The organism is Pseudodesulfovibrio portus (assembly GCF_026000375.1).
Lineage (GTDB): Bacteria > Desulfobacterota > Desulfovibrionia > Desulfovibrionales > Desulfovibrionaceae > Pseudodesulfovibrio > Pseudodesulfovibrio portus.
Genome location: NZ_AP026708.1, coordinates 2,501 through 17,297, shown reverse-complemented (window position 1 = coordinate 17,297; position 14,797 = coordinate 2,501). Strand labels below are relative to the sequence as shown.

Sequence of the window (14,797 nt, the reverse complement as noted above, 5' to 3'; positions counted from 1 at the left end):
AAGGCCCCGGAACACGGGGCCTTTTTGTTTGAGTGCAGGAGACTTATTCCTGGACCGGGAATTGCAAGTTTCTCCCCGGTGGAAATTATTTCCCACCGGAGGAGCCATGCAGATCACCGATCAAACCGCCCCGCTCTTTTATCCCGAGACACGTGACGCCCGTTCACTTGTCCGGACCTTCACGCCGACAGACATGACCCTTGAACCGGAAAAGACCGACGAGGAACTGCGCCTCGAATCATCGACCTTTTCCTTCCAGCGCCAACTGTCGCCGGAAGAGGAGAACAGGGTCCTCTTTCTCCAGAATCTCCTCGCCCAGATGCTGGCCATGGCCGACGGCCAGCCCATCGAGGAACAACGCTCCCGCATCCGGGACATCGAGAAGGAGCTGGAAAAGATAACGGGCGTCAAGGTCAGATCAAGCCTGTCGGCCATGACCAAAGACCTGCCGGGGAAACAAGACGAGGACGAAGAGGAGAACCTGGGCGTCGACGGCATCGACCCCAAGGAGGCGGCCCACAAACGACGGCCCGACTACAGCGACTCCGACAATCCGGGCATGCAGATGTTGCAATGCAGCGCGTCCTTCTTCAAGCTCAGTTCCCTCCTGGACAGCACCGGCGACCTGAAGTCCATTTCGTCCGCCGCTTCCTGACCCCGCCCCCATAAAACGTAAAAAAAGGCCGGATGGATAACCATCCGGCCTTTCTGTTTGCTGTTCTGCCACGCCGCCTATTGGGGGGTGGGCCGCTGAAGCTCTTCCTTGATCAGCCCGGCGGAGATGGGGGCCTGGCCGTGGCGCTTGTGCCAGACCTGGGCCTTGCCCACTTCCAGGGCCTTGTCGATGACTTCGTCCATGGTCTTGACCGGAATCACCTCCAGATCCTTGAGGATGTCCTTGGGGACGTCCTTGAGATTCTTCTCGTTCTCGGACGGGATGAGCACGGTCTTGATCAGGCCGCGATGGGCCGCCAGCAGCTTCTCGCGCAGCCCGCCGATGGGCAGGACGCGACCGCGCAGTGTGATCTCCCCGGTCATGGCTAGGTCGTGGCGAACCGGGATGTTCAGGAGCGCGGAAATCAGGGCCGTGGTCAGGGTGACGCCCGCGGACGGACCATCCTTGGGAGTGGCCCCGTCGGGAACGTGGATATGGATGTCCACCTTCTTGTAGAAATCGGGCTTGAGACCGAGCAGGTCGGACCGGGCGCGAATCCAGGACACGGCCGCACGGGCGGATTCCTGCATGACGTCGCCGAGCTTTCCGGTGATCTCCACCTTGCCCTTGCCGGGCATGAGCACCACTTCGACCAAGAGCATCTCGCCGCCGAGCTGGGTCCAGGCCAAGCCGTTGCACACGCCGACCTGGGCTTCCGCCTCACGCTCGCCGTAGGAGAACTTCTGCACGCCGAGCATCTTGCCCAGCGACTGCTTGGAGATGTGAATCGCCTTGTCGCGATCCTTTTCCTCCACGATCTGCATGGCCGACTTGCGGCAGATGGACGCAATCTCGCGCTCCAGGTTACGCACGCCCGCTTCCTTGGTATAGTAGCGGACCACGTCCAGAATGGCGTTGTCCGAGAACTTGAGATTCTCGGGCTTGAGACCGTGCTGCTCGATCTGCTTGGGCAACAGGAATCCCTTGGCGATCTCGACCTTCTCGTTTTCGAGGTAGCCGGGCAGCCGGATGATCTCCATGCGGTCCTGCAACGGCAGCGGAATGCCATCGAGATTATTGGCCGTGGTGATGAAGAACACCTTGGAAAGGTCGTAGTCCAGATCCAGATAATGGTCGTTGAAAGCGTAATTCTGCTCGGGGTCGAGCACTTCCAGCAGCGCGGCCGAAGGATCGCCGCGGAAATCTGCGGACATCTTGTCCACTTCATCCAGGCAGATGACCGGGTTGTTGTACTTCACCCGCTTCAGGGACTGGATGATCTTGCCCGGCAGCGCGCCCACGTAGGTGCGCCGGTGGCCGCGAATCTCCGCCTCGTCCCGCACGCCGCCCAGGGAAAGCCGCAGGAACTCGCGGTCCATGGATCGGGCGATGGAACGGGCGATGGAGGTCTTGCCGACGCCGGGAGGGCCGACGAAACAGAGGATGGGACCCTTCATGGTCTCCACCAGGGTCTGCACGGCCAGGTATTCGAGGATGCGCTCCTTGGGCTTCTCGAGACCGTAGTGGTCCTCATCGAGAATGGCCCTGGCCTGGGCAATGTCCACGTCCTTGTCGTCCTTGACTTCATCCCAGGGCAGGTCGAGCACCCAATCGACGTAGTTGCGGACGACGGTGTATTCCGCGCTGGACTGCTGCATGGTCCGCAGCTTCTTGATTTCCTTGCGCACGCGCTCGCGGTTCTCGTCGGACATGGGCTTGGCGTTGAGCTGTTCTTCCAGCTCCAGGGCCTCGGTCTGGGGGTCATCCTCGCGCCCCATCTCCTTGTTGATGGCCTTGACCTGCTCGTTGAGATAGTACTCGCGCTGGTTCTTCTCCATCTGATCCTTGACGCGCCCCTTGACCCGCTTCTCGATGGACACGATCTCGATCTCGCCCAGCAGAAGCTCGAACACGCGTTCCAATCGCCTGATCGGATCAATCTCCTCGAGAATCTCCTGTTTGCGGGAGAAATCGATCTTGAGATGCGGCATAACCTGATCGGCCAACTGGCCGGGGTCCTTGATGGTGGACATGGCCAGGATGGCCTCGGGAGCCACCTTCTTGTTGACCTTGCCGAACTCGTCCAAAGATTCCTGAACGGCGCGAATCAGCGCCATGGCCTCGGCGGACACCTCTCCGGATTCCTCCAGCCGGGTGAACCGTGCCTTGGGATATTCCCCTTCCTCCTCGCCATAGGAAAGCAGGTCCTCCTCGGGAGCCCAGGAGGCACGGGAAACGCCCTCGAACAGTACCTTGATGGTGCCGTCGGGCAGCCGGAGCATCTGCAATATCTTGCTGACCGTCCCCACGCGATACAGATCGTCCGCTTCGGGGTGCTCTTTTTCGGGCGTCTTCTGGGTGACCAGGAATATCTGTTTGCCATAGTCCGCAACGGCGGTCTCGATGGCTTTTATGGAAGCCTCGCGTCCCACGAAAAGCGGCACGATGGATTTTGGAAACATGACCACTTCCCGCAAGGACATCATGGGAAGCATCTGGGTTTCAGGGGATTTCTTGCCGTCGAATCCGAAAGTCGGCATGGACTCCTCCGATGCGTTGAATATGGGGCACACTCCCCGGGCTGGGGAGTGATTGCCGTCGATAATGTGGAAATAAGGCCCGGTGGCGTTTTGTCAACGCCGTGGTCCCGGTTACGCGGACTTCACTTCCTGATGATACAGCAACAGAGGCTCCATCTCGTTCTCGACCACCGACTTGTTGATGATGCACTCGCGCACATCCGGCATGGCCGGCAGCTTGTACATGATCTCGAGCATGGTCTTTTCCAGAACGTTGCGGAGGCCGCGTGCGCCGGTCTTGCGTTCCAGCGCCTGCTTGGCGATGGCCCCCAGGGCGTTCTCGGTGAACTTGAGCTCCACCTTGTCCAGCTCGAACAGCTTCCTGTACTGCTTGACCAGGGCGTTCTTGGGCTCCTGGAGAATACGGACGAGGTCTTCCTCGGTCAGTTCCTGGAGTGCGGTCTGCACCGGGATGCGGCCGACGAACTCGGGAATGAGACCGAACTTGATGAGATCCATGGGCTCCGCCAGGGCGAACAGCTCGCCCAGGTCCATATCCTTCTTGGCCTCCACCTTGGCGCCGAAGCCCATGCCGGAACCGGTATTGCGCTTCTGCACGATCTTGTCCAGGCCGATGAAAGCCCCACCCAAAATGAACAGGATATTCGATGTATCCATGCGGATGAACTCCTGCTGCGGGTGCTTGCGTCCGCCCTTGGGCGGGATGTTGGCCTCGGTGCCTTCGATGATCTTCAGCAGCGCCTGCTGGACACCCTCGCCCGAAACGTCGCGGGTGATGGACGGGGAGTCGCCCTTGCGCGCCACCTTGTCGATCTCGTCGATGTAGATGATGCCCCGGGAGGCCGCATCGATGTCGTAGTCGGCGTTCTGGAGCAGCTGGACCAGGATGTTCTCCACGTCCTCGCCCACGTAGCCCGCCTCGGTCAGGGTGGTGGCGTCGGCAATGGCGAACGGCACCTTGAGCACCCTGGCAAGGGTCTGCGCCAGCAGGGTCTTGCCCGAGCCGGTGGGGCCGATGAGCAGGATGTTGGACTTGTCGATCTCCACCTCGTCCGGACCGGAGTTGGCGGCGGCGTAGAAGACGCGCTTGTAGTGATTGTGCACGGCCACGGACAGGATCTTCTTGGCCTGGTTCTGGCCGATGACGTACTCGTCGAGAAGCGCCTTGATTTCCTGGGGCGGCAGCAGACGGCCATCCTCGAATTCCTCGCTGATGGTCTCCTGGGCCATGATGTCGTTACACAACGCCACGCACTCGTCGCAGATGTAGACGTCGGGACCGGCGATCAGCCGCTGCACCTCAGCCTGCGTCTTGCTGCAAAACGAGCAGCTCAATTCGGATGCGTTCTTGTTCTTGTCAGTCATACGATGTTAACCCTTGCTGTCTTCCGTGACCTCGTCGCGGGACTTCATGACCTTGTCGATGAGACCGTACTTCACGGCTTCCTCGGCCGACATGAAATAGTCACGTTCGGTATCGCTTGCGATCTTGGACAGCTTCTGGCCGGTGTGGTCGGCCAGGATGTTATTGAGAATGCCCCTCTGACGCAGGATTTCCTTGGCCTGGATGTCGATGTCCGTGGCCTGGCCCTGTGCGCCGCCGAGGGGCTGGTGAATCATGATCCGGCTGTGGGGCAGCGCGTAACGCATGCCCTTCTCGCCCGCCGCGAGGAGAAGCGAACCCATGCTGGCCGCCTGGCCCAGGCAAAGCGTCGCCACAGGAGCGGAAATGTACTGCATGGTGTCGTAGATGGCCATGCCCGCCGTGACCACGCCGCCCGGCGAGTTGATATACATGTAGATCTCCTTTTCCGGGTCCTCGGACTCGAGGAAAAGAAGCTGGGCGCAAATGAGGCTTGCCACATGATCGTCAATGGCGCTGCCAAGGAGAATGATCCGGTCTTTGAGCAGTCGGGAGTAGATGTCGTACGCGCGTTCTGTACGACCGGTAGTTTCGATGACCATCGGGATGGCGACCATGGACGTCTCCTTCATGGGATTATTAAACTGTTTATCGGACGACGGAAACGAAAACGTTAGCATCTCCTTCACGGTAATAAGGTGATGCAACAGCCGTTTCCGATGAGTTTCAAGCTTGTCCAGTATGAGCCATTTCGCCTGTAAGGACAAGATCAAACTTCCCCGCCAAGCACGAAACCAAATAGGTATCAGGCGGCCGGGGTCAAGGGTAAAGCCTAAAAAAAACGACGGCCCGGAAAACCGGACCGCCGCATTCTGATTCCGTTTCGGGGAAACCGCTTTCGCGGTCCCTACTCGGCAACGTGCTTGTCGGCACGCTCCTGAAGCTTGGCCAGGGAGTATCCCTTGGCGGTGGATTCCTTGATATCGAGGTTGGCGACGGCCCATTCAACGGCCTCGGCCTTGTTCTCGAACTTGGGAGCGCCGCCCTTGTTGGCCGCTGCCTTCTTGGGGGCAGCCTTCTTGGCGGGCTTGGCGCCGTCGGACGGCGGAGCCACCAGCTTGATCTCGGCGGAGTCGTAGATCAGTTCGGAGGCCTTGTCGCAAAGCAGGCGATCCTTGAGCGGCACGATGAGATTGTTGTCCTCGTAGTACTTCTTGAGCTCGTGCAGGGGCTGACGGGTCTGCATGGCCATCTGGGTCATGGTGGACTCGATCTCCTCGGGGGAGATGTCCAGCCCTTCCTCTGCGGCCACGGCCAGCAGGAAGATTTCGGCCTTCACGGTCTGCTCGGCCTCGGCGCGGAAATCCCCACGCAGCTGCTCGGGGGTCTTGCCCAGGGACTGAAAGCCCTTGCCCTGGCGGTCGAGCTTGTACTCGAGGTCCTGGATCAGGCGGTCGATGCGATCCTCGACCATGGCCGGCGGCAGGGGGAATTCATCGATGGACTCGATGACGCTCTTGAGCAGCTCGTTCTGCGCCGTGGACTTGTTCATCTGCTTGCGCTGGGAAGCGTAGGACTCGCGGATGCCGGTACGCATGGTCTCGACGTCCTTGAAGCCGGCCTTCTTGGCCACCTCGTCGGTCATCTCGGGAACGATGCGTTCCTTGACCGCGTGCAGCTTGGCCTTCATGGTCACGGTCTGTCCGGCCAGCTTGTCGTTGATGAAATCGGTCGGGAAGGTGATGTCGGTCTCGCCGGTCTCGCCGGAAGTCATGGTCTTGAGCAGTTCCTCGAACTCGGGCAGGGCCTGATTCTCGCCCAGCACCAGATCGAAGTTCTCGGCCTGGATGCCTTCAACGATCTTCTCGTCCTGGTAGGCGCCGAAGCTCACGGAAGCGACCTCGCCGTCCTTGGGCGGACGGACGTCCTTGATGACCTTCACCTCGGCGTTGTTGGCCAGGATGCGGGACTCGACCTCGGCAACCTCCTCGTCGGAGACGACCACGTCCACTTCCTCGGCGACCAACCCCTTGTACTTGGGCAGATCAAGGGTGGGCGCCACTTCAAATTCGATGGCGTACTTGAAATCCTCGTCGCGAACCAGTTCCTTGGCATCGACGTCGATGCGGGACATGGGCTGCATGGACAGGCCGGACATGATCTCGTTGATCTGGTAATTGATCAGGTCCGTGGTGGCTTCACCGTAAATCTGCTTGCGGTACTTGGACTCCACGACCGTGGACGGCACCTTCCCCTTGCGGAACCCCTTGACCTCGACCTGCATACGATACAGGGCGAGAGTCGCGGAAACGGCCGCGTTGACCTCTTCTGCGGGAACCTCAACCGTGATTTTCCGCTTTACCGGCGAAAGCTCTTCAACATTGTATTCCATGACACATATCCTCCTGGACGCTCTTGAGCGCGTAAAATTTTCTGCTTTTGTGGTGCGGGCGGAGGGACTCGAACCCCCAAACCGTGAGGTACCAGATCCTAAATCTGGCGCGGATGCCAGTTTCGCCACGCCCGCAAAAAGAACGTGCTTATTAAGCAAGCTCCCACAGATATGTCAACCTTATGGGGCCTTGAAGAAACGGAAATCTACGAACCGTCGGACTTCGCCGATATGGCGTCTGCTATTTCGCGCAGCTTGGCCATGAGCGCGGGCGTATCCTTGGCAAGGACATAGAGTACCGGTTCATGGCCTGTGCCGCCGGGGTCTCCCACCGCTCCGACATCCGCCGGAGTTCCATGGTCGCGAATCGCCCTGAAACCGCCCCACTCCTCGAACGCACCGCCTTCATCCCCGATATAATCGGGGGTTGAGTCGCGATCCATCCAGGCCACCTCCATGCCCAGGGAGTCGAACGCCTGCCGCACCTTGGACCCGCCGCCCAGCGCCATGGCGCACCCCACATCGGGCAGCAGGCGGGCAGCGGCCAGCAGAATTGAGGCCGTCCTGACCGACGCACCGAATTCAGGATAGCCGACCACGGAGACCTGATCACGGGCCGTGGTGATGAACCCGCCTGAAAAACCGGCCACCTCTTCAAGCCGGGACGCATAGGGCAAGGCAACGGCCACGTTTGCCCGGCTGCGCGGCAGCATTGCCGTCAGGCCGGGCGTGGCCGCCAGTTTCCGCCCCAGGTCGTCCACCCGGGCGAGGATGTCGCCACGACCCTTTTCCTTGAGCCAGGGGGCCAGGTGATTGGGCGGGCCGCCCCCTTCTCCCAGGCGATACCCGGCGCGCAAGGCCAGATGCAGATATTCCTGAGCCCGCAATATGGCCGGGCCCATATCCATGCCCTGGGCCAATCCCGTGGCGATGGCAGCGGAAAGGGTGCATCCCGTGCCATGCGTGGACTCGGTATCGACCCGCTGCTGCATGAAGGGAATGGGCTCGGTTCCCGGCGTCGCGAACCAATCGGTGATCGCCGGTGAATCCGTATGCCCTCCCTTGATGAGCACCGCCCTGGGGCCCATCTTGAGAAGCAGCCGGGCCGCGATGAAGATGTCCTCGCGGCTGCCTATGGCCATTCCGGTGAACAGCTCGGCTTCCGGGATATTGGGCGTCAGCACGTCCGCCAGGGGAAACATCTGGTCCACCATGGCCTCGACCGCGTCGTCCTTGAGCAGCTTGGCCCCGGACGTTGCCACGCACACGGGGTCGACCACGAGGGGGAACTCCGCTTTCTTCAGGATGGGCGCGATGGCCTCGATGATGGGCGCGGAAAACAACATCCCGGTCTTGGCCGCATCGACCTTGATGTCGTCGAGCACCGTGGTCAGCTGCCTGGCCACGAACTTGGCGGACGGGGCATGAATGGAGGTAACGGCCTTGGTATTCTGGGCGGTCAGGGCCGTGATCACGCTGGCGCCGTAACCGCCCAGCATGGTGATGGTCTTGAGATCGGCCTGTATGCCCGCCCCGCCGCCGGAATCGGACCCGGCGATGGTCAGGATGCATGGGAGTCGTTCCATGGTCTGTCTCCAAAAAAGCAAATGTCGCGTACAGGTTGTATCACCCGTACGCGACATTGGCACGAAAAATATGTTCGTGGATCAACCGCAGGACAGCTTCACGTAATCGTCCACGGAAACGCCGTTCCACGCCTTGGACACCCAGTAGGCGGTGGCCCAGATCATGAGCGCAGTGGCCTGGAGGTCGGTCAGCCTTCGCAGCTTGACTTCGAGGTTGGACTTGCTCGCCCCGTGCTGGATGTGCACGTTGTGCTCATCGCAAGCCTCTTCGACCCGGAGCAGAAGGTACGCCTGCTTCGACTGATTGGGAAGCAGCTTCACTTCCTTGTGGGATTCAAGAATTGTTTTCAATTCAGCGACGGAAAAGTCACTGGAAACGTTACGGATGGACTTGAAAAAGACATCCACAGCCCAAGGCAGTATAAACTCTGCGCCGGCGCTCTTGGTCTTGAAGTAGTCCTTGAGCCATTTTTCCTGATCGTGAGTAATTCTCGCAGCAACCTGGGGCATACCGTCTCCTCCAAATGAACCGGCGAAACATGTTTCCTATGGTACGTTTAGCAGTTGGTTTATAAGCGAAACAGGCGAATCAATCAAGAGTTTTTCTAGAAGATCGTCAATCCGACACAGACTAGCCGTTGAAAACCGCCCGCAACTGCCGGAACAAGGTCAGCAAAAGGGCATCGGGAGCATCGTTCCCGTCGATATTCAGGCGGATTATCTCGGTGACGGTGTTCCGGTTCGGCGTGACGGTCTTTTGGGCCACCAGGACGACATTCTGCTCTCGCCCCTTGCCTGCATCCTCGGTGCGGATCACCAACACCCACTGGCCGTTCTGACGCTTCCAGGACGTTTCCACACTCACGGAGTCGGACTCCTTGCGCTCAATGAGCTGCACGAAATCTTCCAGGGAAAAAGCCTTCTTCCCCTTGCCCTGCACGCCGAGATATTCACCGTCCGAGGCGATCACCAGGGGGCTGGACAGGAAATCGACGGGCGGAAAATCGATCCCACCGTCAGTTGCGCTGCCGGATAGTTTTTTACGCAGAGACAAAAGCTCTTTTTGCAGATCATCGACCACTTTCTTCTGTTGCCGAGCCTCTTTCTCACGCTCCTCGCGCAAGGCGGACAATTCATCCCTCAAGGACCGGATTTCGCTTCGGAACAGGGACTGGTTGTCCAGGACGTCCGACATTCTGGAAAGCACTCCCGCCAACTCCTGAATCCCACCATCAGACAAAGATTGATCAAACCTTTGATCAGACTGTTGATCATTTATTAACAAGCTGAATTTCAATGCTAATTCATTTTCAATTTGTTCAGCAGACCAATTGTCATTAAACATGGTACGGATCCTCCTGAATATCTCAAGCACCTCGACTGGGTACCGGGTACGACGGCCCCCGCCGCCCTCAGACGGAATATATTTTCCAAATTTATCCTTATAGTAGACGACGGTCGACGGAGGAATACCCAACTGTCGACCGACCTCTCTAAGGCTTATGAATTTTTTACTCATAACAACATTCTCTTGTTGATCATTATTCTCTAATTAATCAATATGCAGAAAATAACTTATTGTCAACACAATTTTGAACAACACTGTTCAACTATCATCATTGCTCATAAACAAAAAAAGTGCGGCGGGAATATCCGCCGCACCCGAAGATGCCGATATGAGAAGGCCTCTTATTCGAGGGCTCCACGCACCTCCTTGAGGGACATGAGAACATCCTGCATCCTGTTGCGCAGTTGTTCGTCCTCAAGGGTATTGCCAAGGTAAGCAGCCTTCATGGCCATGTCGTTGACCATGTCGTGAGCTATGATTCGCTTCATGGCGGAAGGCAGGCCCTCCTCCATCTGGACCATGCGCTGGTCGAGGGTGGACATCTCGTTCCGCAACTCTCCCAAGGACTTAACTTCATCAGTGAGACCGGCAATATTCCGATTCATGCCGAAGAAAAAGATGACCAGCAAGACAACGACCAGCAGAGAAACAATCAGCGCGACCTTGCTCATATCCCTGTTTGTCTCCGCCATTGCCGGCGAATCCGCATTCTCCAGGGCATTCTCAGCTCCGCCGTTATGCGGGACTGCCTCTAATTTATGGACTTTATTGTTATCCGGACTCACGAAAAACTCCATTGAATTAATTGATTCCACCAGTTTCACAAACGTTTCCAAGCAACATACTGAACACCCTCATCGGAATCAAGGTCAATAAACGTGAAGTCGGTCATGGCGATGAACGTCTCAACGCACCAGGCGTGCGTATTATTTTTCTATACATGAAGGTGTTCAATACTTGACAATGCTCTGTAATTACTATGTAGAGTAAATCCTGGCAGTGCAGGATACCCTTTTTATTACTCTGGCCCGACACTGCACTATATTAACATTGGTTTATACACCATATGGATAAAGGAGACAGGGATGGAAGATTATCTGAAAGAGGCGCTGGAAATAGTCAAGGCCCAGGCAAGCGTACGGACCATGACCGAAGATGAGATCACATCCATGGTTCAAAAGATCGCCATCGGCATCAAAGCCATTGCAGAGGGCGATGTTTTATCTACGGATGAACCGACAGCGATTGATCCCAAAAAGGCCATCAGGGAGAAGTCCATTCTTTGCTGCGTCTGTGGCAAGACCTTCAAGGTCATCACCAAGAAACACCTGGCCACGCACGGGCTTACCCCTGAAGAATACAGGGAAAAATGTGGCTACAAGAAGAATCTCCCCTTGGTCTGCAAGAGCCTCCAGCGCGAACGACGCAAAAAAATGAAAGAAATGAAGCTGTGGACAAAGCGCGGCAAGAACAAAAAATAGATCAGCGAAAAAGGCCCGGGGCACATGCTCCGGGCCTTTTCATTTCCTGAGGGTCTTGGTCAGGATAACTTCGATGCACTGCTCGATTCGGGTCCATCCATCTTCCGAGCGCAAATCCACACCGCCGATGCTGGAATGGATCCGGGAACGGACTGCCAGGAAATTCACGGAGCCGGCCATAAGCAGCACCAACGCGGTCAGATCGACGTCCTCCGGCGGGTCCTGCTCCATCAATTCGAAAAACTCGAGGGCGGTCTTGACGCGCACCTGCTCCAGGGTTTGCGTCAGATCATTCCGCTCCAGGGCCTCCCAGGCAAGTATCTCCAACGTCTGCGGCCGGTTCAGAATCGCCCGCAGGTACCGCCTGAAAAACATGGCCATGAGGGCATGCGGAGGCATCCCACGCACACTGTCCGGGTCATCACCGACCAGTTCCGCCGCCGTCGGCCAAAAATCGACCGTCTCCCCATATGCGGCCACAAGCCCGCTCAGCCCGCCGAAATACCGATAGATCAGTTTCTTATCCACCCCTGCTTCACGCGCCACCAGGTTCACGCCCAGCCGCTGAAAGCCGACCTCCGCAAGAACCCTGCCCACGGCCCTCACAAGCTTGCCCTGCGTGATCTCCTTGTTCCGAATCGGAATGACCTTGGGGAGCGCTTTCAAATGTGCCAAATCAATCTCCGGTTTTAACTGATATTCCACCACTACTATCCCACACACCATCATCAACCACAATGATAGATTGCCCCTGACCATCCATCACGCGAGTTGGGGGGCGTGACTTTGGACCAAAAGAAAAGGCCCTCAGTCTAATCGACTGAGGGCCTTTTGAAATATTCCTTGGCACCGACCTACTTTCCCACACGCTACCATGCAGTATCATCGGCGATGGAGGGCTTAACTACCGGGTTCGGAATGGGACCGGGTGTACCCCCTCCTCCTTGGGCACCAAGAAAAAGTGTTGAGTTTTTACTCAAATATTTAAGTAAATAGGGGAAGAGAGAATTCCTTTTTATTGTAGAATAAGTCGCACGATCTATTAGTACTGGTCAGCTGAACAGCTCACACTGCTTACACCTCCAGCCTATCAACCTCGTAGTCTTCGAGGGATCTTTAGGGACCGAAGTCCAGGGAGAATTTATCTTGAGGCGGGCTTCCCGCTTAGATGCTTTCAGCGGTTATCCTTACCGAACTTAGCTACCCTGCAATGCCACTGGCGTGACAACAGGAACACCATAGGTTCGTCCACCCCGGTCCTCTCGTACTAGGGGCAGACCCTCTTCAATTCTCCTACGCCCACGGAGGATAGGGACCAAACTGTCTCACGACGTTTTAAACCCAGCTCGCGTACCACTTTAAACGGCGAACAGCCGTACCCTTGGGACCTGCTTCAGCCCCAGGATGTGATGAGCCGACATCGAGGTGCCAAACCGCGTCGTCGATGTGAACTCTTGGACGCGATCAGCCTGTTATCCCCGGCGTACCTTTTATCCTATGAGCGATGGCCCTTCCATTCGGAACCACCGGATCACTAAGACCAACTTTCGTTCCTGCTCGAGATGTCTCTCTCACAGTCAAGCTCCCTTATGCCTTTGCACTCAACGGCTGGTTTCCAATCAGCCTGAGGGAACCTTTGCAAGCCTCCGTTACATTTTAGGAGGCGACCGCCCCAGTCAAACTACCCACCAGACACTGTCTCCAAACCGGATTACGGTATTGGATTAGATACCTAAGTATTCAAGGGTGGTATTTCAAGGGTGACTCCACGCATACTGGCGTACACGCTTCAAAGTCTCCCACCTATCCTACACATGAATAATCAAATACCAATGTCAAGCTGCAGTAAAGGTGCACAGGGTCTTTCCGTCCTTCCGCGGGTACCCGGCATTTTCACCGGGAATTCAATTTCACTGAGTCTCTGGTTGAGACAGTGGGGGGATCGTTACGCCATTCGTGCAGGTCGGAACTTACCCGACAAGGAATTTCGCTACCTTAGGACCGTTATAGTTACGGCCGCCGTTTACCGGGGCTTCGATTTAGAGCTTCGACCGAAGTCTAACCCCACCTCTTAACCTTCCGGCACCGGGCAGGCGTCAGTCCCTATACATCGTCTTACGACTTAGCAGAGACCTATGTTTTTAGTAAACAGTCGCCCCCCCCGATTCGCTGCGTCTCAAAACCGCTCATATAGTTAAATATTCACAGTCTCGAGCACCCCTTCTTGCGAACTTACGGGGTCATTTTGCCGAGTTCCTTAACCAGAGTTCTCTCAAGCGCCTTGGTCTACTCGACCCACCTACCTGTGTTGGTTTGCGGTACGGTTTGCACATGCTAAACTTAGAAGCTTTTCTTGGCAGCATGGAATTAACGGCTTACGTCAGTTTAATGACTCGGCATCACGTCTCAGGCATATAGATTGGCGGATTTGCCTGCCAATCAACCCTACACGCTTGCACCGGGATATCCAACACCCGGACCGTCTATCCTCCTGCGTCCCTCCTTCGCACACATGTACAAGTACAGGAATATTAACCTGTTTCCCATCGACTACGCATTTCTGCCTCGCCTTAGGGGCCGACTTACCCTGGGAAGATTAACTTTACCCAGGAAACCTTAGGTTTACGGCGAATAAGTTTCTCACTTATTTTATCGTTACTCATGCCAGCATATTCACTTCTCATTAGTCCAGCGCACCTCACGGTACACCTTCATCCCATCTGAGAACGCTCCCCTACCGCTCATAGTAAACTATGAACCCAAAGCTTCGGTACAATGCTTAGCCCCGTTACATTTTCGGCGCAGAATCGCTAGGCCAGTGAGCTATTACGCTTTCTTTAAAGGATGGCTGCTTCTAAGCCAACCTCCTGGATGTATCAGCAACTCCACCACCTTTCCCACTTAGCATTGATTTCGAGACCTTAGCTGTTGGTCTGGGCTGTTTCCCTTTCGGCCACGGTCCTTCGCAACCATAGCCTGACTGCCACACATCATTTACCGGCATTCGGAGTTTGAAAGGGGTTGGTAACCTGGTGGGGCCCCTAGCCCTGTCAGTGCTCTACCTCCGGCAAACTAATGTGACGCTATACCTCAATATATTTCGGGGAGAACCAGCTATCACCGGGTTTGATTGGCCTTTCACCCCTATCCACAAGTCATCCAAATCGTTTTCAACCGATACTGGTTCGGCCCTCCACTTGATTTTACTCAAGCTTCAGCCTGCTCATGGATAGATCACCCGGCTTCGGGTCTACTCCGCAATACTTGACGCCCTATTCAGACTCGCTTTCGCTACGGCTACACTTACGCTTAACCTCGCATTACAGAATAACTCGCTGGCCCGTTATGCAAAAAGCACGCGGTCACGGAACAAGTCCGCTCCCACAGCTTGTAGGCACAAGGTTTCAGGTTCTATTTCACTCCCCTAACAGG

11 protein-coding genes, 1 tRNA gene and 2 rRNA genes (1 of these 14 only partly in view) are annotated in these 14,797 nt (G+C 56.6%); 2 read left to right on the top strand and 12 right to left on the bottom strand.

The window, feature by feature from the left end:
• Positions 1-106: 106 nt before the first annotated feature.
• The gene (locus OO730_RS00085; protein WP_264982545.1) at positions 107-655 is read left to right on the top strand and encodes a hypothetical protein; all 549 of its coding nucleotides are present in this window, start codon (positions 107-109) and stop codon (positions 653-655) included.
• A gap of 77 nt (positions 656-732) precedes the next feature.
• On the opposite strand, the gene lon is transcribed toward OO730_RS00085, so the two are convergent.
• The 9 genes from lon to OO730_RS00040 all read right to left on the bottom strand — a co-directional run bounded on the left by lon (position 733) and on the right by OO730_RS00040 (position 10,708).
• A complete protein-coding gene (gene lon, locus OO730_RS00080; protein ID WP_264982544.1) occupies positions 733-3,195 on the bottom strand; it encodes an endopeptidase La in 2,463 nt (820 codons plus the stop codon).
• A gap of 111 nt (positions 3,196-3,306) precedes the next feature.
• On the bottom strand, positions 3,307-4,560 hold the full coding sequence (gene clpX / locus OO730_RS00075) for an ATP-dependent Clp protease ATP-binding subunit ClpX (protein WP_264982543.1): 1,254 nt from the start codon (positions 4,558-4,560) through the stop codon (positions 3,307-3,309).
• 6 nt (positions 4,561-4,566) lie between these two features.
• Complete coding sequence (clpP, locus tag OO730_RS00070) at positions 4,567-5,190, bottom strand: ATP-dependent Clp endopeptidase proteolytic subunit ClpP (RefSeq protein ID WP_264982542.1); 624 nt, start codon at positions 5,188-5,190, stop codon at positions 4,567-4,569.
• Between the two features lie 275 nt (positions 5,191-5,465).
• Positions 5,466-6,950, bottom strand: a complete 1,485-nt coding sequence (gene tig / locus OO730_RS00065) for a trigger factor (RefSeq protein ID WP_264982541.1) — start codon at positions 6,948-6,950, stop codon at positions 5,466-5,468.
• Positions 6,951-7,000: 50 nt separating this feature from the next.
• Positions 7,001-7,085, bottom strand: a tRNA-Leu gene (locus OO730_RS00060).
• A gap of 71 nt (positions 7,086-7,156) precedes the next feature.
• Positions 7,157-8,536 carry a bifunctional hydroxymethylpyrimidine kinase/phosphomethylpyrimidine kinase gene (thiD, locus tag OO730_RS00055; protein WP_264982540.1) on the bottom strand — a complete coding sequence of 460 codons (1,380 nt, stop codon included), beginning with the start codon at positions 8,534-8,536 and terminating at the stop codon, positions 7,157-7,159.
• A gap of 81 nt (positions 8,537-8,617) precedes the next feature.
• On the bottom strand, positions 8,618-9,046 hold the full coding sequence (locus tag OO730_RS00050; protein WP_264982539.1) for a hypothetical protein: 429 nt from the start codon (positions 9,044-9,046) through the stop codon (positions 8,618-8,620).
• Between the two features lie 121 nt (positions 9,047-9,167).
• Positions 9,168-10,055, bottom strand: a complete 888-nt coding sequence (locus OO730_RS00045) for a MerR family transcriptional regulator (RefSeq protein WP_264982538.1) — start codon at positions 10,053-10,055, stop codon at positions 9,168-9,170.
• Between the two features lie 170 nt (positions 10,056-10,225).
• Positions 10,226-10,708: a hypothetical protein gene (locus tag OO730_RS00040; protein WP_264982537.1), complete on the bottom strand. Its 483-nt coding sequence runs from the start codon at positions 10,706-10,708 to the stop codon at positions 10,226-10,228.
• A gap of 261 nt (positions 10,709-10,969) precedes the next feature.
• On the opposite strand from OO730_RS00040, the gene OO730_RS00035 reads away from it, so the two are divergent.
• Complete coding sequence (locus OO730_RS00035; RefSeq protein WP_264982536.1) at positions 10,970-11,365, top strand: MucR family transcriptional regulator; 396 nt, start codon at positions 10,970-10,972, stop codon at positions 11,363-11,365.
• 39 nt (positions 11,366-11,404) lie between these two features.
• Here the strand turns inward: OO730_RS00035 and OO730_RS00030 are convergent, their stop codons facing one another.
• The 3 genes from OO730_RS00030 to OO730_RS00020 form a co-directional block, all read right to left on the bottom strand.
• Positions 11,405-12,070, bottom strand: a complete 666-nt coding sequence (locus OO730_RS00030) for a TetR/AcrR family transcriptional regulator (protein WP_264982535.1) — start codon at positions 12,068-12,070, stop codon at positions 11,405-11,407.
• Positions 12,071-12,206: 136 nt separating this feature from the next.
• Positions 12,207-12,321: ribosomal RNA gene (gene rrf, locus OO730_RS00025) — 5S ribosomal RNA — on the bottom strand.
• A gap of 65 nt (positions 12,322-12,386) precedes the next feature.
• Positions 12,387-14,797, bottom strand: a 23S ribosomal RNA gene (locus OO730_RS00020); it runs 528 nt beyond the window's last position.